The organism is Mammaliicoccus sp. N-M50 (assembly GCF_022386995.1).
Taxonomy (GTDB): Bacteria; Bacillota; Bacilli; order Staphylococcales; family Staphylococcaceae; genus Mammaliicoccus; species Mammaliicoccus sciuri_A.
Window position 1 is genome coordinate 530419 of sequence record NZ_JAJNJA010000001.1, and the last position, 25036, is coordinate 555454.

Consider the following 25036-nt stretch of genomic DNA (forward strand, 5'->3'; position numbering starts at 1 on the left):
CTTATATCAATCACGCAATTATTGCTGAACCTCTTGCTTTAAATGTTCAACATATTGATTTAAATCATGGTCTTCAGGTCGTTTATATTGATCATACAAACTATATATTTCTAAAAATCGTTCTACGGCTTCTTTTCTTTCTTCTGGTTTCACTTTTTCTAATCTTGGCAAGTACCAGCCTTTTACGTAAAAATTAAATCTATGTTCTAAGTAGGATGTTAGTAATCCATGTTTTTCGTAAAATGGAATTCTTTCAATTTCTAATGTGTAATATTTATCAAATAGCTTCTTAGAAATCGAATTTGTAACTGATCCAGACACGGCAGCGTAATACATATGAATAACATCTGTTACAGCTTGTACTTTTTTAGAATGAATCATTAATTCTTGGAAAAATAACGTATCTTGGCCAGCAGCACCTTCAATCATTCGAATATGATTATCTTTAATAATTTGTGATTTAATGATTAAAGCTTGAATACTTTGAGCACGTAGACCACATTTTTTCATATATTTTTTAGGGTCGTCGATTAATAATTTTCCATCGTTATACTTCATCACTGTGCCCGCATAATTAAACAGTGCTCTGCGCTTGTTATCTTCTTTAATAATATTACCGACGACCATATCGACATCTTTATTCGATTCTATTTCTTCTAATAAAGTTGCATACCCATCACCAGTCGCTTCGTTATCAGGGTCTAAATAAGTAATATAATCTGTAGAGGCAAGTTCAGCACCTTTATTTCTAGGTCTTGAAGCACTACCTGATCCTTCTTCATATGCATAGTAAACGATATCTGGGTATCGTCTTCTTAATCGATTAATAATAGATATCGTTTCAGAATCCGTACTACCATCATTTACGAATATAATTTCCATCTCTTTAAATATTGAAGATCTTCTTAAACTTCTCATACACTTATCTTCTAAATAAGTACCGTTATTATGAATTGGAATAATGACACTTAATTTTTTCTTGCGGTTATTTTGACCATATAAAGATGCGTCATAAATTTCTGATTGATCTAAATTATAACCATTTTGAGATTGTGTAACATTCAACTGTTGATCGAATATATTTTTATGATACATTGTTACATATTTATTTTGAGCTTTTTCAATAAATTGATGTGCTTCATGTTGTTTATCTTTCGTAACAAAATCAACATCTACATATTTAAATGCTGATAATAAATCTTCTAAATAATACTCTTCATATTCAATTGAATCTTTCATGTAAGTTATAAAATCATATTGTGATGCATCTTCTACTGTATCTTGAGCTTCTATAACATCAAACTGAACATGTAATTGTCGATATAGAATATCTTTCATTTTATCGGTTAATGCATCAACAACTACGAGTATTTGTGATTCTTTTTGAGTCGGTTCAATGCCAATATATGATAAGACTTCATCTAAACGATGATATGTCGTACAATTTCTCATCACACTACGTATACTTTTAGCTTGCATATCTTCTATTTCATATTCTTGATATTGGTTCATAATTGGTGCCACATCAGTTTTATGATTAACCATAAATACATTTGGAAATTGATTATTAACACCTACTGAATAGTTAGATAAGATTAAATTCCCAAAAGCTTGTAATTCAAATATTCTATTCGCAAACATCGTTTCTGAATATTTTACTGAATTGACATTTATTGCCCATCTATATACTTTATGCAGTTTCATAAGTTCTTCATGATCAATTGGCATTGTTAAGTATGGGATATATTTCATTGGGAATTGATAACGTTTTCTTCGCAATGGTAAATTTCTATCAATAATGGTTAATTTATGATTTTTTTTGATTAACTCATCAAAGATTCTTGCAGATTCTTGGTTTCTAACAGGATATTTCTCAGTCCAACTTCCTGCAAAAATAACATCGTTTTTAAATGATTTATTATATGAACTTCTCGTCCCTACTGGATTATGGTAATGAGGATTAATACCAAATTGAAGTACATATACTTTATCATTTTGACAATATTCTTTATAATCTTCTACTACTTCAGCAGCTGATGTCAGAATAATATCGCATTCTGTCGCGATATCTTTGTATAAATGGAAATTGACGGGATCTTCTTTAGAATAAAAGACAATCGGTATATTGAATTTTCTAGCTTGTTGAATACCTTCAAATAACATTCTTCTTTTCTTACTATTAACTGATGCTAAACCAGTCCAACTTCCGTCTATACCTCTCCATGCTGTCGCAACGATTAAAACATCCATATCACGACTTAAATCTGTAAATTTACTATCTAAATAAACGATATTACCAATATCTTTAAATGAGTTATATAAAAATTCATCAGCTATAAGACCAACTTTGTATTTGTTTTTAGTAAATACACGCGATGTATTAGAATTCACAAGGTTTGATAAATGTTGTTGGTGTTTTTCAAGGAAATCTAATTTTGATTCTTCTGCTACTTTTTTATAGTAATTATGATGATTTGTATGATCTTTAACCTTTTTTAATTTATATAGTCCATACATATAATCTTGTTCAACAATATTTAACACTTCTTCTAATTGTTCAACTTTTGTTTTATCATCAAAATTGACTAAAGCCTCTTTAGTTGATTCGATATTACTTTTTTGATTGATATTTGTTGGCATATTTGAAGACATTATGATTTCCTCCTATTTCTCCAACTCCAGTATTTCGTTTGAATCTTTCCTAATTTAGAATTTTTTAAATTCATATATAATCGTTCATACTGATTTTTCTCTTCATTTTTATTTGTTTTTTGTAATGAGATATTTTCGTTTATTAAACGAACAATTGCAGATTTTGACTCTTTTCTTTCTTCTTGAAAGTTTGTAATCATATCCAGCTGTTCTAGCGTTAATTCGTTATAGTTTTCATATTGTTTAGCTTCTAAATCTTGAATGATGCTTTTATCTTTTAAGTCATTAAAGCTCATCCAATATTTTTTCTTTTTAATAATAATCCTTACCGATTCTGCTTTTAAGAACACCATATCGATCAAGACGTTATTGAAATCAAATTGTTCTTTATCCAAGGATAGATCAATTGATTTGTGCAATGCGCTATCTTGATAAAGGACTGTAGATTCTTCTATTGATACTTTTTTATTAATAGGAATTGCTCTATCTATGTCTTTCGTATGCACAAATCCTGCAAATGTTCCTTTATTAAATACAGCTTCTAACACTTCACCTCCAAATAAATATAATGCTCTAGATGAAAAGTTTTTTTCTTTAAATAGTAAATTATAGTCATCACCAAACCCTAGTTCTCTATTAATTTGTGGTGTAGAAAAATAGCTTAAATCTACTCTTATCGTATCAATAGGTTTAGAAATTAATTTGATAGAATGATTTAATCTTGTCCACCCTATAATATTCGTACCTCTTACAATTAATCCATATAGTTCACTTTCTATCACTTTTATAGAAATAACTTTTAATGCTTTATTTAAATAATCAGAAGCATATCCTACAACAAGTTCATTTTTATCTACATCAAATATTTTTTGATTTTCTGGTTCTCTTAAAATTATTTGAAAGCTCAATCCGCTTTGAATAATTGGACTGTTAACGTCTATCATATGAAGACCCCTCAATCTTTACTTATTAAATGAAAGTGCAATATTTTTTCCGAAAGTATATAAATTTCCGTAGTTGTAATATTTAACTTGCTCAAATTGTGATTGAACAACATTTTTCGTATCGAAAATGACTTTGTCTTTCATACCTTCAAAATCTTGATCTACTAAATTTTTGAATTCTGAATGGTCACTCAAAATTAATACAAGAGATGCATCTTTAACGGCTTTTTGAATATCTTTTTGGACAAAACCTAGCTCAACATGTGGATCATATGCTTCTACTTGAATATCATTTTCTTTTCTCAAATCATTATAAATATCAAATGCTGGCGATTCTCTGACATCGTCTACATCACCTTTATAAGTTAATCCAAATACAACAACCTTATGACCATTTAAAGTTTCTAACATTTTCTTAGACTCATTAATTACATATTGAGGCATTGAACGATTAATACGTCTACCTTCTTGAATGAGATTCGTTGTTTCTGGATCTTTAGCGATAATAAAGTATGGATCAACTGCTAAACAATGACCACCAACACCTGGACCTGGTAAGTGAATATTCACACGTGGATGTTTGTTCGCCATCTTGATAACTTCTAATACGTTAATATCTAAATGATTACATACCATCGCAAGTTCATTTGCTAGCGCAATATTCAAGTCACGGTAAGTATTTTCCATTAACTTACTCATTTCTGCTGTCTTAGCATTTGTTTCAATCATTTCACCTTGTACGAATGTTCCATATACACGTTTACCCGCTTCAACACATGCTGGCGTTATACCACCAATTATGCGATTGTTATGAATAAGTTCATGTAATATTTTTCCTGGTAACACTCTTTCAGGGCAATGTACTAAAAATATATCTTTACCAATTTCAAATCCTTGGCTTTCAAGATATGGTTTAACATGATCATCCGTTGTTCTTGGTGCTATCGTAGATTCTACAATGACCGTATTACCTTTTTCTAAAAATGGTACGATAGATTCAACTGCACCCATTACTAACGAAATATCACATGATTCATATTGATCATCATTATTTGGAGTTGGAACTGCAATAATAAATGCATCTGCTTTTTCAGGTTGCATACTTGCTTTGAATTTATTTTTAGCTAACACTTCTTCATAAGCTTCTTGTAAGCCAGGCTCTTCAATATGAATTTGACCATTATTTAATTTATCTACTGCTTCTTTATTTATATCGACACCTACAACATCTACACCATGTTTCGCAAACATAATTGATGTTGGTAATCCAATGTATCCTAAACCAATAGTAGTTAATTTCATATTTTATCCATCCTTTAATAATTAATTGTTAAGCTATTACTTTCGTAATGTTAAATATATTGTAACTTCTATGAATACAATAAACAGTCGTTTAACAGATACTTAAGGAAGGGTTTACACTCTTTTATCATTGTTTACAATTGCTCAATATTTCGTGTTAAAAATAGCCCCTCGCTCATATAAATTCATATGATTGAGGGGCTTTATAGATTAATGATTAAGTTCTTTAAAGTATTGTTCGATATCTTTCTTTATTTTAGGACCAAACGTTTTAGAGTAACTATTTGATATATGTCCTTTGTCCATATATACAATGACGTTACCTATTACAGGTGCAAACTTTCCATCTTCTTTGAAATACGATGTATAATCTACATATTTTGTTTGTTCTGGCTTTTGTTCAAGTTGATCCCATTTAGATACTTTTGGCAAACGTTGTTTAGCATTCATCTTCTTAATCGTTTCTTGTTCTCCGAATTTATCTAATGTTTCTGGGACATTAAACTCATATCTCGGATTATCTCTTATTGCCATAATCGGTGTTTTTGTATTTGTAATGTTTTGATATTGTTTTAATTGTAATGGATCGATTTGTCCATTTACATCTGTACTTGAATCTGCAGTTGTTACAACTAAATCGACATCTTGCTTATCAAGTTCTTTAATTAAATTTTTATTCCACTCTGTACAATCTCGGTCACTGTCATTCGTTGTTAATACACAGCCACTTTTCGTCATGCTTAATACTCTATAATTGCCTTCTTCAGCTGCTTTTTGAAGTGCACCTAACCAATGTTGTGCGTGAGAGCTCCCTACTAAAGCGATTGTCTTATCATAGTTTTCTTTTTTACCGTACTCTCCAACTAGAACTTTTGATTCACCTATTTTTTGATGAACTTTGTCTCTTGTAGAATCAGGTGATTCATTTCTGATTTTTGAAAACTCTGGAATTGCTTCTACACCTTTTTTAACTTTTACATGCTTTTCTGCAGCCATTGCTCCGGGATAATTTTCACTCAATGCTACTTTTTCTTTTTCAAAAGGATTATTAAAGATAACGAAATATAAAGATGCGATTGCCAATAACTGTATCGCTAATCCAATTCCTAATTTTTTGAATGCAATTTTATCAGAAGATGCTGATCTAATTGGCTTTTCAATATAACGCGTCATGAAATATGATAATAACCATGACAGTAAAATCATACAAATACCTAATACAATTCCAGGACGTTCATTATTATGGTACTGATAAAATGATAAAATCACCCAATGCCATAAATATAAACCAAATGACAATCCGCCAATCTTCACCATAATGGATGATCCTAAGAATTTCTTAACACCATATTTAGTTTCATAGTTACCAGAAACGAGTATAAATACGGCACATAACATTGGCCATAGTGCAATATATCCAGGAAACATTGTTGATACATTAAAAATAATACCCGTTAAGATCAAGCCAATTAAACCTAACCATCCAATTAAACTTGCTACTAGACGATTAATTTTAATTTTATTAAGATTGATTGCTAATAAGCCACCGAGCGAGAATTCCCAAACTCTTGTAAATGTATGGAAATATGCCCAAGGTTGATTGACGTGCGTTAAATAAATAGAATACGACAACGAAACGATAAATAATGTACCTAAAAAAAGGTTTATGACATTAATAACTTTAAGGTTAGTGTATTTTTTATATAACATAAAAATCAAACTAAAAATAACAAACCATATAATATAGAATTGTCCTTGAATCGACATTGCCCAAAAATGTTCAACTGGCGTCTTCATTTGATCTTTATTTAAATAATCTGTACTCGATAAAGCGAGTTGCCAGTTTTGATAATAAAATAAAGAAGCAAAGATTTCTTTTATCGTTTTGCCAAGTATTGATTCTGGCAATAAGAAAAAGCTTAAGATAACCGTAACAAGTAACACCGTTATAACAGAAGGAAATAACCTTTTAATTAATCCTGTTATGTAAGGTATAAATTTAAATGACCCTGTTTTATTGTATTTAGAAATAATGGAAGTGGTAATTAAGAATCCTGAAACAACGAAAAATACATCGACGCCCCCAGACACTTTCCCAAACCAAATATGATATATTGCAACTAATAATGCTGCAATAACTCTTAGCCCCTCAATTTCAGGTCTAAATTTTTTGTCTAGATTAATAGGATTTGTCTGCATATAAAAATCTCCTTTAAGTATTATACAGTTGTAAGTATATATATAAGGATATTTATTAGAAAGACAATTAATTAATATTTACAATATCTTAACACTCTATTAAAAAATCCCTAACAATTGGCTTGTTAGGGATTCAGATTGTTTCTTATTTAAAGTGTTTGTTTAAATCATTTATAAATTGCTCATAAATGACATCTCCGTCGAAATCATTACTTCTTTCTAGACCTTTTTGAATGACATTTTGAACATCATGATGATGATAATTTTCAATAACATACGCAAGTTGTGCTCCATATTGTTTAGCATCTTGGTAGTCTACTAAATAACCATTTTTTTGATTTTCAATTAAAAATTCTGGACCATAACAGCCCTTATAACTGATAACTACATTTCGTTGATACATAGCTTCTAAAATAACAAGTCCAAAACCTTCAACTCTAGAAGGAATAGCCGTAATTTTACTTTCAGCTAATACTTTTGATAATGCGTTAGTAGTAGGCTTAAGTTTCACAATATCTTGAATATTATATTGATTGATCAATTGATGGAATTGTTCTTTTTCTTGTCCATCTCCATATAATTCTAATTGAAATTGGTGTTTTCGCATTGTGTCTTGAATTAAATTGATACTATCCAGTAACAAATCAAACCCTTTTTCATGCTCAAATCTACCTGCAGCAACAATTGTATTATGTTTCTCTACATTATATTGAGTTTCATTTAGTATATTTGGAACAATAATCACTTTAGTGTGTGTTAAACCTTTTTGATAATCTTGTTGGTCTTCTTTAGTTAATGTCGTCACTAAATCAAGTCGTTCATAAGTTTTAAGCATATCTTTTTGATATTGCTCATCATGCGCATGTAAATACATATGTTCCATACCAATTTTAAATACCGACTGTCTTGCATATTTACTAACAAGTATATTGTAACTTGCACGTGTACCTACAATAATATCTGTATTCACATTCTGAATGGCTTTAACAATTTGTTGCTCAATATGACTTGAAAATTGATGAAGTCCAGGTTCAGATGGATGAATAATTTTAGGACTCAAAAAAGGTGTATACTTATTGATTCTATTTACAAATATATTTTTCAACCCTTTGATGGTTTTGTTATATTCAATAATGGGTTGAATTTCTATATTTTCATGCAACTTAAAATAAGGTTCATCACTCGCTTTAAATACTGACAATATTTTTACAGCGTGACCTTTTTCACTTAATTTATTTGCCAGATTAGAAATTGATTTCGTCGTCCCACCCATATGATAAATATTGTGAACTAAAAATGTAAAAGATTTCATATAAATCCTCCTTTTCAGTCCATAGCTTGTTCTATCAATTGCGTGATAGTTTCGTATGACTGATTATTTTTGTTGATAAATTGATCACTAATCGTATGATAATCATTATTCATAATTGCATTAAACAATAATGACTTTTCAAAATATTGATTATCATTGATAGTTTCATATACTTCTTTATATAAACCACGGTTATAATCGTAATTATTAAAATCCGGTGTATATAAATACACTTTTTTATCAATTGTTAATGCATCAAATACAATTGAAGAGTAATCACTAATTACAATGTCTGAAACAAGTAGTAATTGTTGTGTTTCAAACTGTCTTGTATCGATATAATTATACTGTTTATTAGCATGATCTTCTTCGTGATATTTATAAATGATGTTATATTTCGCTTTCATCTCATCTGTAAATTCTAATAAAAATTCTTCTTCTTGATTATCTCTCCATGTCGGCGTATACAGAATTGTTTCTTTTTCAGTATTTAAATTTAACTGTTGTTTGATTTGTTTTATTTCATTAGAAATTGAGTGCTTCTCTAATAAATATTGGTTTCTAGGATAGCCACATGCAACAAGTTCAGTTTTTTCCATTGGAAATGCGGATTTAAATACATCGTTTATAGATTCTACATCCGTTATAAAATAATCTTGTTTAATTAATTTATTATATTTACGTGCTCGATAATTATAAATATCAATATTTTGTTTAGGTTCTTTGCTATCTAAGAATAGTCGTTTTAAAGGTGTACCATGCCATAACTGAATGATTGTACCATTAGGTTTAAATTGATCTGGCAAGTAACTTTCAAGTATCACTACGTTAGCTTCCTCTATAATTTGTTTCGTATCAGAATGAGAAGGAGAAACAAAGTGATCACCTTTTTCTTCGTCCGTAATAAAGTACACCGTATATTTAGGGTGTTGCTTTATTAAATATTCAAATAAATATTTTGAATTACCTCTGTAACCATAATCGAAACCTAAAAATACAATATGTGGCTTAATTTTCGTCTGATCTTTGTCATATATATTAATTGCTTTCATTTGTTTTTGTTGTGCCGTATGACTTAATTTTTGATAAGCAATCTTCGGTAATTGAAACTGTGATTTTGCCATCACTTTATCAATCGTTCTGGCGATTGAAGGAATATGTGTTTCTCTCGCTTTAAACAATGGTGAAATTCCATTTAAAAGTGCTGTTTTATTTAAATAAAATTTCTCTTCATGACTTAGACTTTCATTTTTAAATGCTGATAAACAGCTTGCACTTAGTTTACTTTGTTCAACATAATCAAAAATAACGTGAGCATCAATTTTAATTTCATCCAAGTGGAAAATTGCATTTAATGTAATATCAAATATCGTTTCCCACTGATAATTAGAAATTAGCCATAATAGCTCATCTTTCTTAAAAATGATATTTGGTTGAAGCGTTATATTATTAAACCAATCAGCAACTGTAATAAATGCCTTTCCCATATATCTACTATCGTTTGTATAATAACCATTGTTAGTATAATCAACAATATAAGATTGGTTATCCAATTCTAAATTGTTCAATACATCTTCCCTAACTCGCGTATTTTTATCTATTAAAATAATATGATTTTCTTCATGACATTCTGTAATTATATAATTTTCTAAATTATGCTCGTCATGAATATTTATAATTTTAATCATTTTACACCCCATATATTTTAAGCTATACAATAAATTGACTTCTTTATTTATTCATATTACATTATACAAACAATGTGAGACAAATTTGCCACATTGTTTATACAATTTGATTTTTTAAATGAATGGAGTTAATTTATGTTATTCAAAAGTAAAAAGCTTTTTTCAATTATTGTCACAACGTATAATAATGAAGCTAAAGTAGAACGTGCGATTGATTCAATATTAAACCAATCTCTAGATGCAAGAAATTACGAAATCATCATAGTAGATGATCATTCTACGGATAATACTCAAACCTTAATTAAAAACTATGAAGCTAAAAACATCAAATTTATCATATTAGACGAAAATTCAGGTGGTCCTTCAAAACCTCGTAACATTGGTATTGCAAAAGCAACCGGTCAATATATTTATTTTCTAGATGCTGATGATTATTTAGCACCAGATATATTAGCAAGAATTGCTAACGACGATGCACTTCTTAAATCAGACATGATTGTCGGTAGGACGTTACGTCAAAATGATCATTCTTTAACTGTACATGCTAGATTTATGAGTAACAATAATCGTTATAATTATAACATCAATGACATCCCATATATATATAATCACTTTGGTCCGCCATCAAAATTTATTAAACTAAGTCATATTAAAAAACACAATATAAAGTTCCCAGAAGACTTACATTTCGGTGAAGATAAAATGTTTTTCACTAACTTGAGTCCTTACATTAATAATGTATCTACGGTGACAGATAATTGTTCAATTATTGACAGAACAACATCTAACGAGTCACTTACTAGAAGTATAGATTTTTATGAAAAACGTGATTCAGATTTAGAAATTATTAATCATTTACTAAAACAAGAATCAAACATTAAAAACATTCGATTGTTAAATCGATTTTTAGAGTATGATTTATTGAAAAGTTGTAATAGTCATGTATTTTTAAATAGTGATAAAAATCAGCAAGTCCATTACTTTAAACAACTAAATGAGCTTTTCAACCAATCCTATATAATAACAGATATCATTCCAAGAATAAGTCAAGAATATATAGACGCAATTAAATTTATTCAAACTAATGATTTTGAGTCATTTATCAATTTCTTTACGTGGCTTAAAAAACAACCTAAAATTATTCAAAAGCAACCAAAACAAACAATATTAACTGATGTTACTGAAAGATTTACAATACCATTTCAACAGGCAACGTTATTAAACATAGCTGAAGTAGACAAATCCATCAAAATACAAATTGAAATAGATGGTATAGAGATTGAAGAAATACGTAACTTGTCTCTTATGTCTCGAAAAGATTACAAAGATGATATCGTTATTGAGAATATAGATGTCCAAGATAACCTCTTAACCATCTCAATACCTAAAACTGAAATCAATAATAAACCAGCAGCAATATATAACTGTATCATTGTATATGATGGATTTAAGCATTTAAATATTAAATTTGGGTATGATAAGAAAATCAGTTTAACGGATAAAAAAGGTGTTTTCTACCCTACTATAAATGGAAACCTTTCGTTAAAATTAACGAATAAATAATAAAAAGCAGAACTGCCAGAAAATACATCGTCAGTTCTGCTTTTTTTATTTAAAATAATTTATCAACAATTTGTTTCGCTGCTGTTCCTTTTTCAAATGAACAGAATTTCTCATAGAATTTATCATATTTATCTTTATATGATTCATTAACCGTTTCTATATTTAGAATAGCATCTATTAAGCTTTCATTGTCTTTCAACAATGGACCTGGTGCTTCGTCTTCGAAGTTCATATAGAATCCTCTTAAATTATCTTTATAATGTTCTAAATCATATGTGAAGAAGAGTAATGGTTTTCGTGTATTAGCATAATCAAACATTACAGATGAGTAGTCTGTAATACAGATATCACTAATTAAATATAAGTCACTAATATCTTCATAACTCGCAACATTATAAATAAAGCCTTCTAATGATTTGTCGATAATAATATTATTACTAATAATGATATGCGGTCTTAATAGTAGTACGTACTCGTCTCCAAGTTTTTCTTTCATTTGATGTAGATCTAATTTTAAATTAATTAAATGTTTTTTCGCAGATGATACTTCGTCATCTCTAAATGTTGGTGCATATAATATCACTTTTTTATCTTTAGGAATTGAAAGTTTACGTTTGATAATATGTTGTTTTTCTTCAATATCACTTTCATTTTCATAGAAGATATCATTACGTGGATAACCTACTTCTAATATTTCTTTATTAAAGTTAAATGCAGATTTAAAGCAACTCGATGCATATGGACTTGGTGAAACTAAATAGTCCCATCGTGACACTGAACGATTAATTCTGTCTATATACCCTTCATCTCTACCTTTAAAATCATCGACATCATTTAACATTTTCTTCAATGGCGTACCATGCCATGTTTGAATATATGTTGTATTTTTCTTTTTCTCAATATAATGAGGGAAGTTCTGATTATTAATGCAGTATTTAGCAATTGATAAATATTTATAATAACTTGGACTTAAACGTTTCACTGTTATTACATTTTCATCATCAAATGGATATATTTTATTGGATACCCATACGATCTTATAACCTTTATCGAGCGCTTTAATTTGATCGTAAATCATTTTAGGACTATCCGTTACTTGTTTACCTAAATTACTTTCTATCACAATTAGTTTTTCATCTATTTTCCCAAATCTTACAAGGAATTTATTCATATAGGACATAATATCAAAGTATTTTTTATGTCTTCTAAATCGTTTAAACACATGTTGTGAAAGAATATCATATTTTAAAGTATCCTTTATGATATTTCTACGTTTAAATGATTTAGCTTCTTCATATATACGCTGTGAATTGTTTGTATCTTTATATGCTACAAAGTTATTAGCTTTATTGATAATTTGTTGTTCATTCTTGAAGCCGTTATTAACATAATGGTTAGCCGCTTCTATAACTGCTTCAACATTATCAACAATTTTACCAGGTAGTTCTTTATCAAGATCTAAATGCGATGGTAATTTACCGATAAATCTATCTCTATCAAATTGATAGTAAATAACTGGTTTTTCTAAGAAACTAAAGTCAAACGCAACACTTGAATAGTCTGTAATCATCAATTTACTTTCTTTAATAAGTAATTGAACATCTACTTCACCTTGTCTAATGACTTTAATGTAATCAGGTATATCAAAATACTCAACAAATGCCTGCATATTAGGATGTAAACAGAATATGATATCTACATTTTTTGTTTGAGCAATTGTTTTCCATTCTGGTCTATTCAATAAGCTATTATAATTTTGTAGATAATCAGATTCTAAAAGACTATTAATATTTGTTATCCAATCACGCCATGTAGGTATAATTAAGATTTGATTTTTAACTTCTACGTTTTCCTTAAATAATTCATCAAATCTTGAGAGACCTGTAACTTTTGCTTGATATGAATCAAATAATAAATCTCTATTAACGATTTGTTTTTCTCGATTAGAGCTTGTGATAAACATATCAACATTAAAGTCTTTCAGTTGTTTACCATTTATCTGTGTTAAGTTTTTAGCACCTAATACACCATGTTGTAAGAAGACGCGTTTAGCTCTAATTTTTTTCACATAACTTGCTTCATGACTTGGGAACAATAATTCTGTATGATGCGTACTGCAAATAATATCTGCTTTAATCATAACTTCGAAATGTTCTTTTGATTTAAAATCAATGACATTTCCATATGGTTCTACGTTTTTTCGTTCTTCAGAATTTTTATCAATAACATAATATACTTCTTCATTTGGATGCTCAGTTCTCATATATTTAAAGAAATGATAGCCATTATCTTGGGCTTTATATGATTTTTCACCAATCACCCAAACTTTATTTTTGTTCAAATTGTTTTTGATTAATGTAGGATAGTCGTGCATTAATTTTTTGTATGCTTCATAATCTTCTTTTGCATATTCATTAATTCTAAATGATAGGTTTCTACCTTTTATCGTGAAATATGGTATAGCCGTTTTTACAGTTTGCCCAAGATCAATTGATACTTCACCTTTAGCAAATCTTTCTACCATAATTCTTGGGTTACCCAATTTTACATCTATTACATTTTTAAATTCATTTACTTTAATATTTAAGTAGATATCAATAATATCTTCAGAATCAAAGTCATTTTCTAAATACTGCTTAAGTTCATTAAAAATATCAATTTCAAAATCATAACTTGTAGAATTTAGTGACTTATACACATTAAATACAACTGGATCTAATGGTATCTCAATAACATGCTCACTTAACCTTGAAGTGATTCTTATATGAGCATATTCAAGTGTTGAATTTTGAATTGAGAACTTCCCTTTTAAAAATGCTTGTTTATTATTTATGATAATTTTATCTATATGTCTTCTTGCAAAATAAGTAGACACTGGTAATTCTGGTTTTAATGTGAATTGTATAATTCCGTTTTTAGTAATATACGGGGTAATAGTCGCCTCATCATGAATAACTGTTTCAAAGTTTTGTATATTATATTCATATTTTTTTATGTTTATTTTTTGAATGGATTGCGTAATACCATCAGATCTTTCTAGTAAAATAAAGATTGTTTCTCTATCATACTGTGAAAATTTTTCTAAAACGTCATTCAAATTAATTTTAAATTGATTTTTGATATTGGTTTGTGGAATGATTATTTCATCAAATTCATTTTTTATATAAACATTTTTAATATTATCCAATGTTTGATCAAACTCAAAGACTAGTAAATCGCGTTCTTGATAAATATTTAATATTTTCATATTTATTGAAACTCCTTTTCTTTATCTAGAGTGCCGATAATCTTTTCACTTACTCTTTCAGTTGCTCCTCCATCATCAAGTTGATTATATTTATTATTGAATTTTCTATAATTATCAGAATGTGGAATATCTACATATTGCATTGATTTAATATACTCAATTAATGGTTCACTTGTTTCAAATACGGGTCCTGGTAAATCTGATTCATACGGTAAATAAAATCCTCTAATATCGTTAGCATATTCATCTTTATCATATGCAAAAAATAAGATTGGTCTACTTAGATTCGCATAATCGAAATAAACAGACGAATAATCTGTGATTAATACATCACTCATTAAGAATAATTCGTTGATATCATTAGCATTAGATAAGTCATACACATTTGAATAACTTTCTAAATTCAAATGTTCTGATACTAAATAATGTGCTCTTATGAGCAATACATATTCATCGGATAGTTCTTTACTAAACGAATCTAAATCAATCTTCAATTTAAAATTGTAATTACCTATATCTGTACGATCATTATCTCTCCATGTCGGTGCATACAATATGACTTTTTTATGAGAAGGAATTTCATATTTTTGTTTGAGTTGATTAATATAATCTTCATTATTTAACTGAACTAAATCATCATTTCTTGGATATCCTAAAGTTAAAATCTGTTCTTCTTTCAGATTAAAAGCAGATTTAAATCGTTTAGTAGCAGTTTCACTCGGAGATATTAGGAAATCCCACCTACTTGTTTCTTTATTAAAGCCATAAAGATACTCTTCAAGCGTAATTTCGGGAATAGAAATAACCGTTTGATCATTAGCCAATTTCTTTAAGGGCGTACCGTGCCATGTTTGAATAAAAAGTTGATTTTCTTTTTTCTCAAGTTGGGGTGATAATCTCGTATTAGCAATCCATACCTTGGCTTTATGATATACTTTGAAATATTGTTTAGTATTTTTTTTAACTGTTTCTATATTTAATAATCTAAGATTTTCATCTAAATCATGATTATCCGTTACTACAATATGTTTATAATTAGGTAGTGCGTCTTTTAAGTAAAAATAAAGCATCTTTGGAGAGTCCGAAAATGCCCTACCATTAAATGATTCATAAACAATAGTCTTGTCTACCTTACTTGGATTAAAATCTAAGACATAGTTTTTAGAGCGTAAAATGGATAAAGATTTACGAAACTGTGATAGCATATAACTATATTTATAATCTCCTCGTTTCATAGCTTTACCTTCTAAATATTTAAAAACACTTTTTTTAGGAGTGCTGTAGTTAATCTTTCTTAACAAAATTGACAAACCATTTCTATTTTTTAGTATAAAGTCAAATTTATAAGGAAATAGAGGATTGAAAACTTTGTTGAAATAATAAAGTAATTTCTCTTTATCTGTAGAATTGACATCTTCTTTATTATTAAAATATTCTATCGTACTTTTAAATGAATTTTCAGTCATTAAAAATAGTTTTTCTTCCATAGATACTCCTCTAATTCATAATTTACATTAAATTAACATATTCTATTATAATACACTACATATTTATAAATTTAAACTGATGACTATTTAGCGACATGTATAATAAATTTATTTATTTCAATATATACTTCTCCTATTAAAATACCTTCAAAATAAATTTACAAACTTTGCAAACTATTTACAATAATACATATATATATTAATATTAAAGATATCAAATAATGGGGTGAAATAATGCGTAGAGTAATTACTTATGGAACATATGATTTACTACATTACGGTCATATTGAGCTTTTAAGAAGAGCTAAACAGCATGGAGATTATCTAATTGTTGCTTTATCAACAGACGAATTCAATAAGTTGAAAAATAAAAAATCATATTACAATTATGAACAAAGAAAAATGATGCTAGAGTCTATTAGATATGTTGACTTAGTTATTCCAGAGAATAATTGGGAACAAAAAACAGAAGATGTAGAAAAATTTAATGTTGATACATTCTTAATGGGACATGATTGGGAAGGCGAATTCGACTTCTTAAAAGACCATTGTGAAGTGATTTATCTTAAGAGAACAGAAGGTATTTCAACAACTCAAATCAAAAAAGAATTATACGGTAATGACTAGAACACATCAATGTGTTCTTTTTTACAATATCAAATGTAAAAAAATAGCATTCATGGTAATATAATGTAAAAACATCAGGAGAAGAACATGAAGAAATTAAATAAACTTATATTATGCATCATCGCTATATGCCTTATCATCTTATTAAAAGATGTCTACCAAGCTCGCCAATATAAAAAAGAGCAATCACAAACCCATATTTATAAAAAACATAAAGAAAATAAGCAAACATCTAAAATGAATTTTTCAGAGGAAAGAAAAATTGATAAGTATTTAAAATCAAAATCTTTTAATGGTAATATAACCATTTATAAACATAATCAACCATTAATGAGTAAAGCATATGGTTTCAGGGATATTGAAAACAATATAAATAATGATCGCAAATCAATGTACCTACTAGGGTCAGCTAACAAATTTATAACAGGTTTAATGTTGAAATCGTTAGAAGATCAAGGGAAAATCAATATTAATGACAATGTTAATAAATACATACCAAACTTTCAAAATGTATATCCTATTACCATTAAAGATTTAATGTTGCATAGAAGTGGCTTAGCTAAAGCAAAATTCCCAACTAGTGCAATGGGCTTAAATGGTGCAATAGAAAGTATTAAATTAAATGGTGTTGTACCCCAAAATTATCATAATTATTTTTATAATGATGCAAACTACATCACAATTGCTAAAGTCATAGAAAATGCTACAAAAAAATCATACGCACAAAACTTAAATGAACTTATCATTAATAAAGCTCATTTAAAATATACTGCTCGCTATGACGCAATTACTCAACAAGAGTTTATGGTAAAAGGTTATAAATTTAAAAATAATCAACCTATATATTTCTATCCATCCACTTTGGATAAATACGATGGCGCTGGTAATATCTATATTTCAACAGATGATATGGCTAAATTAGTAAGTCAATTTAAATCAAATAAATTACTTTCTAAATCATCAACTGATAATTTACTATCACAAGCCTCTACAAATTTATATCCTAGCCCTTATAGATATGGATTTTATAGTTACCCTAATCACCAAAGATACAGAGGCATATTTTATCAAAATGATTTTGTAACATATTCTAACAACGAATTTATTGTTTCTATTGCTAGCAATAAATTGAATGACCATTATCATGGTGACACTGAAAAAATTTTAAAGCACATCTTTAAAGATATACTCAAACAAAAATTATAAAAATTGAGAGTGGACATTGTCCGCTCTCTCAGAGTGCCGACAAAGTCTTAGACTTTGCCGGCATTTTTTTATGCGCATGCTTTCCGCGGGCATGTTCTCAGCCTGTAGTCTTCGAATCATGCTGTTCCCGCAGGAGTCAGCGCTAAAAAAATACCATCTTTAATCTCTATTTTTTTTATTCTTATAATCTTTTTTTATAACATCATAAATTCTCCAAAATGGAAGTATAAGAATTAATATCGTGCAAACAATATAAACATAATTTAAACCTTTAAAAAACATCGATATACTAATGCTAATAAGACCTATAATCAAAAAAATATTAATTATTAAAGTCATCCAGTTTAAAAAATCTTTTTTCATAGTCCTAATTCCCCATTTTCAACTATATTTGACTTATATCACCTCTATAAAACATATAAACCAGTTTAATAATACCATTTATTACAATTTTAGGTATACACCCTAAAATACAGGAAATACAAATCCCATTTATAAAGTTCCCCAGTCACTATATTCAATAATTTATACTTTAATATTAAAAAGCATGGGACGATTGGTCCCATGCTTTTGTTGCCTACTTTGTCCGCTCTCTATTTTTTTACGATAGATTTAATTTCTTTACCTAAAATAGGTCCGAAAGATTTTGAATAAGTGTTTGTCATATGGTCCATATCACGATACACAACAATATTACCTATAATCGGTCTATAATTGCCATTCACTTTAAAGTATTCTGATGGATCGAATTTTGGTAATTCTTTGCTTGTTTCTGATAGTTTTTTCCAATATGAAGTATCTTGTTGGTTATTTCCTTTATTCATAAGTTTAATTGTCTCTTTTTCACCAGATTTTTCTAGTTCTTCTGAAACATTAAAATCATATCTAGGAATATCTCTTATCGCCATTACATCAATATTATAATCATTTTTAACTTTTAATAATTCATCTACCATTTGTTGTTGAATCTTATCGCTATTTGAGTCAGCTGCTGTAACATGTGATAACACTAGATCAATATCATCAGATTTCTTTAAATAGTTTTCGACATTTTTAACCCATTGCCCTTTTAATGAATTATCATCATAACCTGTAGAGAATCTTGTTCCAGATCTTGTGATATTAATCACTCTGTAATCATGCTCTTTTGACGCTTCAATAACTGCTCCTAACCAATGTTCAGAATGTGAACTACCTACTAAAGCAATTGTTGCTTTGTAGTCTTTTTTCTTACCATAAATACCAATCTTTAAATCTGATTTTTTTAATCCTTGATTTGAATCATCTAAGTGTGATTGTGGTAAATCATCAAATACATTGGCAAATTCAGGCTTAGGATCATTTTCTTTAATTTTTTGTTTTGATGTTGCGGCTAGTGCTCCTGGATAATCTTTCGATGCTAGTGTTTTATCGTCAGATATTTTCACATATGCATTATGAGAGACTAAACCAGCGATTAATATGATATTAGCTAATGCAATAATACCTATTCTCTTAAATGCGACTTTATTTAAATTTGCACTTCTTATAGGTGTTTCAATATATTTAGTCGTAATAAATGACAGAGCAATTGATAATACAATGATAAGTATCCCTGAAATAATACCAGGTGTTTCTGAAATATTGTATTTGTAGAATGATAGCAATACCCAGTGCCATAAGTATATCCCGAATGATACTCCACCTAGTTTAATCATAATCGGCATAGATAAGAAGTTCTTAACACCGTATTTAGTATCTTTATTACCTGATAAAATAATCAGTAATGCACAAGTCATAGGCCATAAAGCAATATAACCTGGAAACATTGTTGATACATCAAATAAAGCCCCCGTTAAAATTAAACCAATAAGACCAATCCATCCAATAATTTCTGCTGTTAAATTATTGATTTTAATTTTGCTTAAGTTAATACAAAGTAAACCACCTAACGCAAATTCCCAGACTCTCGTAAGTGTAATAAAGTATGCTAAAGGTTGATTAACTGCTGTTAAATACACTGAGTATGCAAAGGATACAATAAATATAAAACCGAGTAAGTAATTTACTATTCTCTTACCATTTACTAATTTATATTTTTTTATTATGAATAATATAAATGTAAATAATAAGAACCAAATGATATAGAATTGTCCTTGAATGGACATTGCCCAATAATGTTCAAGTGGACTTTTCATTTGGTGTGCATCTAAATAATCTGTATTACTAATTGCCAACTGCCAATTTTGATAATAGAACATTGATGAAATGACTTCTTTCATTGTTTTATCAAAAATGGTTGAAGGTAAGAAAAATATACTTAATATGAGAATCACTAATATAATAATAAATGCAAGCGGAAATAAACGCTTCATTAATTTAGATATGTATGGCCAAAACTTAAATTCCCCTGTTTTATTGATTGTAGATATGATTGATGTTGTAATCAGAAATCCTGATACAACAAAGAAAACATCTACCCCACCAGATACTTTACCAAACCAAATATGGTATATAGCGACTAATAAAGCTGCAACAATCCTTAGGCCTTCAATTTCTGGCCTAAACTTTCTTTCAATATCAATTATATTTTTATCCATATTTTAATTCCATTTTAATTTAATTTGATATGCAATTGTAAATTATATAAAACAATTAACTATTGTAAAGTTTATGTATATTTAATTAATAAACGGAAATATTGATTCGATAATAGAAATTAATATATGAAAATAAATAAAAAAATACTAACAACCATTTAAGGCAGTTAGTATTTTTTATTTTTTATAATTTAATGAGATATTTTCTTGCTTTTATTTCTTATATTTCTTAAATTCATTTTTGTCTTAAGTTTAAATAGTTTGAGTTTATAAGAACGATAAGTTTTTTTATCAATTTGCATATCTAAATTACTTGCCACTTCTTTAAATCTTTCAAAATTGTAAGTCGCAGCAATTGTCAATACAAGTTCTTTTAAATCTTTCACACTATTAGTTTGAAGTGGTTGAACGACTTTTAAATAGTTAATTGCTGGATCTATAACATGATTTAAGTTATCTACTTTCATAAAATTATTTCGAATTAAAAAGTAAATAATAAGATAATCCATTCTATAACTATAATAGTTACTCACTTTTTCTTTTAAATCACTTAAAATGTCCAAAGTTCTTTTTCTAACTTCAATGGCATCATTTAAATATTTTTCAATATTTTTGTAACTTGTCGCTACTATTGAGTCTTCAATACCTATATTATACAAGTACGCTGAATCATCTAATATTGTAATACGACTCTTTGACCAAGCTTTTAAATTAAAGGTATGCTCTTCACAAAAAGTAATATCTTCATCGAATCTAATATTTTCTAATACGTCATGTTTGTACAGTTTACCATACGGTCCTATTGATTGGGTAACTTCTGGTGTTAAGTTTAATGTTGTATGATCTACAGCTTTTAAATCATTGTATGTTTGAATCGGCCTAATCTGATCACCAATTAAATGAGAAACCTTACCAACCACGATATCTGTATCATTCCTTTTTATCGCTTCAACCATCTTGTCGATAATACCTTCACCTAATTTATCATCTGCATCACAAAACATAATATATTTACCTTTTGCGATACTAATACCTTCATTCCTCGTTGCCGCAGCACCTTTATTTTCTCGATTCACAAGTACAATATTAGGATTATTAATTTTGCTAATTACAACTGCACTATTATCTTTAGATCCATCATTAATACAAATAATTTCATGCTCATAATGACTTTTAATTGATTTAATGGTTTGCTCTATTGTTTTTTCTGCATTATAAATAGGGATGATGACACTTACTTCCATATCGTTAAGCTCCTTTGTTTATAAAATCAACTAACTTCCCAGTTGCATCGAAGTTTGTATATTGATGCCACATAGGTTTAATTTCATTATTAATTCTATTTAGATTCACAAGTTTATAAAGTGTTTCTAAATCATAAGCTTTGTTCTCTTTCGTCATTTCATAATAGTATTGATTAAGTCCTCTCATTTCATCATACTTTGATTCATCATAACTATAGAAAATAATCGTTTTATTTAAAAGTGCGGCTTCAATACTTAATGAACTGTAATCTGTAATGATGATTTCTGCCATTTCAACTAGATCTTGTATATCTCTCGAATCTGAATCATGTGAAGTAATGCTTGGATGTAATTTAGTCACGAGTTCGTATTCAGGGCACATTTTTTCAAATTTCTGTTTATCTATCATATGAATTTCATTTGTATAATCTCTATAAGTAGGAACATATAAAGCTATTTTTTTGGATTTAATAGGATACTCATGTTTATCTTTATATTGGTCTAACCTTGGTAAGCCAAATGGTAATATTTGATCGGGCTCGGCATCTAAACTTTTAATAAAGACATCTTTCATAATATCTGAGCTGACTAGATAATAATCTGTAAAATGATAAACAGATAAGTAATTTTTTATCTGTTGTTTATCCTCAAGATTAATACTTTTATCTTCTAAACCAAATTTCTTCAAAGCACCAGCAGCATGCCAAGTTTGTATAACTTTTTGTTCTGGCGTTTTGCTGATACTGCCTAATAATAAATAATATGTATCAATAATTATTATTTTACTGCTTTTAATTGCTTTAATCTGTTGTAAGACATATTTATTACTTAAGTTTATCACTTTATCTACATCTATATCATTCAAAAATTCAATCCACTTCGGATGCGCAATTACCGTAATATAGTATTCTTCTTTCTTTAATGCTTCAATAACAGGTAACACATCTTCTTTAAATGTCATAAACACCACGACATTTTTACGTTTCACATTACTTTTAAATAATTTATTAAATATAAAAATAATAAAAAGGTAGACTTGTTTAATTATGCTTCTTACCACAATGACACTTCCTTATATAAAATTTACTAAAGTAAAAATTGACCAAAAGCAGCTATATATTGAGATAAAGGCTGAGACAATCATTAATGTCTCAGCCTTATCATTTATTAATCATTTTAAATAAAGTCAGCAAATCTTTGTCTAAATCTAACATGTAATATTGCACCTACTACAAAGAATAACACTGTTACACATAAATTATAAAGTAATAATTGCCAATGTTCTATGAAGTACCAATTATTATATAATATTGCTGCTCTGTACCCTTCTGCAAAGAAGAATACTGGATTTAATTTCATAATCATTTCAATCACTGAACCTTTATCAGGTACCCAAAGAATTGGTGACATGTAAAATAGCATTCTCAAAATAGCTTGCATTGCCATTTGTGTATCTCGAATAATGACACCTAAAGTCGATGTTAATAACGAAACAGAAAATGCAAATAAATACACTAAAGGTAAGTATATGAATAATTGCAAAATATAAATCGAAGGTATAATACCGGCAGGCATACATAATAAAATAATAATTAAAACTAAAATAATATGACCATAAAATCTACTTGTTAAAATATATGCGGGTATTGCAGATAAAGGGAAATTCATTTTTGCTACTTGATTAAACTTAGTACCTATTGATTTAGTCCCTTCAAGTATACCTTGGTTTACAAAGAACCACATACTAATACCAACTAATAAATATAAGATAAACGGTACACCATGTACTGGGTCATTCTGCCTTATACCAAAACCAAATGCAAACCAATATACAAATATTTGTAGTATAGGATTAATAAGTTCCCACGCTAATCCTAAATAATTATCATGATTCGAAATTTTTAATTGGAATTGTGCTAATCTTTGAATCAAATAAAAGTTTTTGACGTGCTCTTTTATTACTGTAAAAACAGCATGCATGAATATCACTCTCTCGCTAAGACATTTATAACTTAATCTTTAATATAGCATCAAATGAGCATAGATGATATATTAAACTTTAGGTTAATCTCATAATTATAGAACATATATAATTTACATGATTCTAACAGAATTTACAATAAATTTACTAAACTCATAAAATAATGCATAATAGAAATGTTAATAATTATAAGGAATGAAGTACATATGAAAGAATCAGTTATCATTAATAATTTAACAAAAGAATATAAAATTTTCCGTAATAACAAAGAGAGATTAAAAGATGTTTTTTTACCAAAGCATCAATCACAAAGATTTTTAGCGCTTAATGATATATCATTTACTGCTTACGAAGGCGATATTATCGGTTTAGTGGGTATTAACGGATCAGGAAAATCAACATTAAGTAATATTATCGGCGGCTCACTACAACCAACAGACGGTATAATTGAACGCCACGGTGATGTTAACGTTATTGCAATTAACTCTGGTTTAAACACGCAACTAAACGGTATAGATAATATCGAATACAAGATGTTATTACTTGGTTTCTCTAAAAAACAAATTAAAGAACTAACACCTCAAATTATCGAATTCTCTGAATTAGGTGAATTTATATATCAACCTGTCAAGAAATATTCAAGCGGTATGAAATCTAAATTAGGTTTCGCAATCAATGTAACTGTCGATCCAGATATTCTTGTAATTGATGAAGCATTATCTGTAGGTGACCAAACATTTACTAAAAAAAGTTTAGACAAAATGAATCAATTTAAAGAAGCTGGCAAGACTATTTTCTTTGTTAGTCATAATATAGGTCAAGTTAAAGATTTTTGTACAAAAATAGCTTGGATTGAAGGCGGCAAATTAAAAGAATTTGGCTCTACTGAAGATGTACTTCCAAAATACCAAGCATTCTTAAAAGAGTTCAATAAAAAGTCAGCAAAAGATAAAAAAGCTTTTAAAGACGAATTAGATGCTACACGTTTTTATTTCAAATAACAGA

At 28.3% G+C, this 25036-nt stretch carries 16 protein-coding genes; 4 read left to right on the plus strand and 12 right to left on the minus strand.

Annotation, left to right across the window (positions count from 1 at the left end; genetic code table 11):
* Positions 1-18: 18 nt before the first annotated feature.
* The 6 genes from LQ622_RS02665 to LQ622_RS02690 all read right to left on the minus strand — a co-directional run bounded on the left by LQ622_RS02665 (position 19) and on the right by LQ622_RS02690 (position 10097).
* Positions 19-2652, minus strand: a complete 2634-nt coding sequence (locus LQ622_RS02665) for a glycosyltransferase (protein WP_239774679.1) — start codon at positions 2650-2652, stop codon at positions 19-21.
* On the minus strand, positions 2652-3596 hold the full coding sequence (locus LQ622_RS02670; protein WP_239762458.1) for a hypothetical protein: 945 nt from the start codon (positions 3594-3596) through the stop codon (positions 2652-2654). The genes LQ622_RS02665 and LQ622_RS02670 overlap by 1 nt, the downstream gene beginning before the upstream one ends.
* A gap of 18 nt (positions 3597-3614) precedes the next feature.
* Positions 3615-4898, minus strand: coding sequence for a nucleotide sugar dehydrogenase (locus LQ622_RS02675; RefSeq protein WP_126477807.1), 1284 nt, complete (start codon positions 4896-4898; stop codon positions 3615-3617).
* A 210-nt stretch (positions 4899-5108) separates the two neighbouring features.
* Positions 5109-7097 (minus strand): acyltransferase family protein, encoded by a 1989-nt coding sequence (locus LQ622_RS02680; protein ID WP_126477806.1) that lies wholly within the window; start codon positions 7095-7097, stop codon positions 5109-5111.
* A gap of 145 nt (positions 7098-7242) precedes the next feature.
* Positions 7243-8409 carry a glycosyltransferase gene (locus tag LQ622_RS02685; RefSeq protein WP_126477805.1) on the minus strand — a complete coding sequence of 389 codons (1167 nt, stop codon included), beginning with the start codon at positions 8407-8409 and terminating at the stop codon, positions 7243-7245.
* 14 nt (positions 8410-8423) lie between these two features.
* Positions 8424-10097 carry a CDP-glycerol glycerophosphotransferase family protein gene (locus LQ622_RS02690; RefSeq protein ID WP_126477804.1) on the minus strand — a complete coding sequence of 558 codons (1674 nt, stop codon included), beginning with the start codon at positions 10095-10097 and terminating at the stop codon, positions 8424-8426.
* 135 nt (positions 10098-10232) lie between these two features.
* On the opposite strand from LQ622_RS02690, the gene LQ622_RS02695 reads away from it, so the two are divergent.
* Positions 10233-11660 carry a glycosyltransferase family 2 protein gene (locus LQ622_RS02695; protein ID WP_126477803.1) on the plus strand — a complete coding sequence of 476 codons (1428 nt, stop codon included), beginning with the start codon at positions 10233-10235 and terminating at the stop codon, positions 11658-11660.
* Between the two features lie 49 nt (positions 11661-11709).
* Here the strand turns inward: LQ622_RS02695 and LQ622_RS02700 are convergent, their stop codons facing one another.
* Positions 11710-14907, minus strand: a complete 3198-nt coding sequence (locus LQ622_RS02700; protein ID WP_239774680.1) for a CDP-glycerol glycerophosphotransferase family protein — start codon at positions 14905-14907, stop codon at positions 11710-11712.
* A gap of 2 nt (positions 14908-14909) precedes the next feature.
* Entirely contained in the window at positions 14910-16394 is a 1485-nt protein-coding gene (locus LQ622_RS02705; RefSeq protein ID WP_239774681.1) for a CDP-glycerol glycerophosphotransferase family protein, read from the minus strand.
* 234 nt (positions 16395-16628) lie between these two features.
* Between LQ622_RS02705 and tagD the strand changes: the two genes are divergently transcribed.
* Positions 16629-17021 (plus strand): glycerol-3-phosphate cytidylyltransferase, encoded by a 393-nt coding sequence (gene tagD, locus LQ622_RS02710; protein ID WP_037588940.1) that lies wholly within the window; start codon positions 16629-16631, stop codon positions 17019-17021.
* Between the two features lie 87 nt (positions 17022-17108).
* Positions 17109-18227, plus strand: a complete 1119-nt coding sequence (locus LQ622_RS02715; RefSeq protein ID WP_126477800.1) for a serine hydrolase domain-containing protein — start codon at positions 17109-17111, stop codon at positions 18225-18227.
* Positions 18228-18820: 593 nt separating this feature from the next.
* Here the strand turns inward: LQ622_RS02715 and LQ622_RS02720 are convergent.
* From LQ622_RS02720 to LQ622_RS02735, 4 genes are all read right to left on the minus strand, one after another.
* Positions 18821-20806, minus strand: a complete 1986-nt coding sequence (locus LQ622_RS02720) for an acyltransferase family protein (protein WP_239774682.1) — start codon at positions 20804-20806, stop codon at positions 18821-18823.
* A 191-nt stretch (positions 20807-20997) separates the two neighbouring features.
* Positions 20998-22050 (minus strand): glycosyltransferase family 2 protein, encoded by a 1053-nt coding sequence (locus LQ622_RS02725; protein ID WP_239774683.1) that lies wholly within the window; start codon positions 22048-22050, stop codon positions 20998-21000.
* Positions 22051-22054: 4 nt separating this feature from the next.
* Positions 22055-23110 carry a CDP-glycerol glycerophosphotransferase family protein gene (locus LQ622_RS02730; RefSeq protein WP_239774684.1) on the minus strand — a complete coding sequence of 352 codons (1056 nt, stop codon included), beginning with the start codon at positions 23108-23110 and terminating at the stop codon, positions 22055-22057.
* 116 nt (positions 23111-23226) lie between these two features.
* The gene (locus tag LQ622_RS02735; protein ID WP_037588933.1) at positions 23227-24030 is read right to left on the minus strand and encodes an ABC transporter permease; all 804 of its coding nucleotides are present in this window, start codon (positions 24028-24030) and stop codon (positions 23227-23229) included.
* Between the two features lie 207 nt (positions 24031-24237).
* Here LQ622_RS02735 and tagH point away from each other — a divergent pair, with 207 nt between their 5' ends.
* Entirely contained in the window at positions 24238-25032 is a 795-nt protein-coding gene (tagH, locus tag LQ622_RS02740; protein WP_037588932.1) for a teichoic acids export ABC transporter ATP-binding subunit TagH, read from the plus strand.
* Positions 25033-25036 lie beyond the last annotated feature (4 nt).

Excerpts from the sequence above, each read along its gene's own strand:
- LQ622_RS02665 (WP_239774679.1), bottom strand. The coding sequence starts at position 2,652 with ATGTCTTCAAATATGCCAACAAATATCAATCAAAAAAGTAATATCGAA.
- LQ622_RS02670 (WP_239762458.1), bottom strand. The coding sequence starts at position 3,596 with ATGATAGACGTTAACAGTCCAATTATTCAAAGCGGATTGAGCTTTCAA.
- LQ622_RS02675 (WP_126477807.1), bottom strand. The coding sequence starts at position 4,898 with ATGAAATTAACTACTATTGGTTTAGGATACATTGGATTACCAACATCA.
- LQ622_RS02680 (WP_126477806.1), bottom strand. The coding sequence starts at position 7,097 with ATGCAGACAAATCCTATTAATCTAGACAAAAAATTTAGACCTGAAATT.
- LQ622_RS02685 (WP_126477805.1), bottom strand. The coding sequence starts at position 8,409 with ATGAAATCTTTTACATTTTTAGTTCACAATATTTATCATATGGGTGGG.
- LQ622_RS02690 (WP_126477804.1), bottom strand. The coding sequence starts at position 10,097 with ATGATTAAAATTATAAATATTCATGACGAGCATAATTTAGAAAATTAT.
- LQ622_RS02695 (WP_126477803.1), top strand. The coding sequence starts at position 10,233 with ATGTTATTCAAAAGTAAAAAGCTTTTTTCAATTATTGTCACAACGTAT.
- LQ622_RS02700 (WP_239774680.1), bottom strand. The coding sequence starts at position 14,907 with ATGAAAATATTAAATATTTATCAAGAACGCGATTTACTAGTCTTTGAG.
- LQ622_RS02705 (WP_239774681.1), bottom strand. The coding sequence starts at position 16,394 with ATGGAAGAAAAACTATTTTTAATGACTGAAAATTCATTTAAAAGTACG.
- tagD (WP_037588940.1), top strand. The coding sequence starts at position 16,629 with ATGCGTAGAGTAATTACTTATGGAACATATGATTTACTACATTACGGT.
- LQ622_RS02715 (WP_126477800.1), top strand. The coding sequence starts at position 17,109 with ATGAAGAAATTAAATAAACTTATATTATGCATCATCGCTATATGCCTT.
- LQ622_RS02720 (WP_239774682.1), bottom strand. The coding sequence starts at position 20,806 with ATGGATAAAAATATAATTGATATTGAAAGAAAGTTTAGGCCAGAAATT.
- LQ622_RS02725 (WP_239774683.1), bottom strand. The coding sequence starts at position 22,050 with ATGGAAGTAAGTGTCATCATCCCTATTTATAATGCAGAAAAAACAATA.
- LQ622_RS02735 (WP_037588933.1), bottom strand. The coding sequence starts at position 24,030 with ATGCATGCTGTTTTTACAGTAATAAAAGAGCACGTCAAAAACTTTTAT.
- tagH (WP_037588932.1), top strand. The coding sequence starts at position 24,238 with ATGAAAGAATCAGTTATCATTAATAATTTAACAAAAGAATATAAAATT.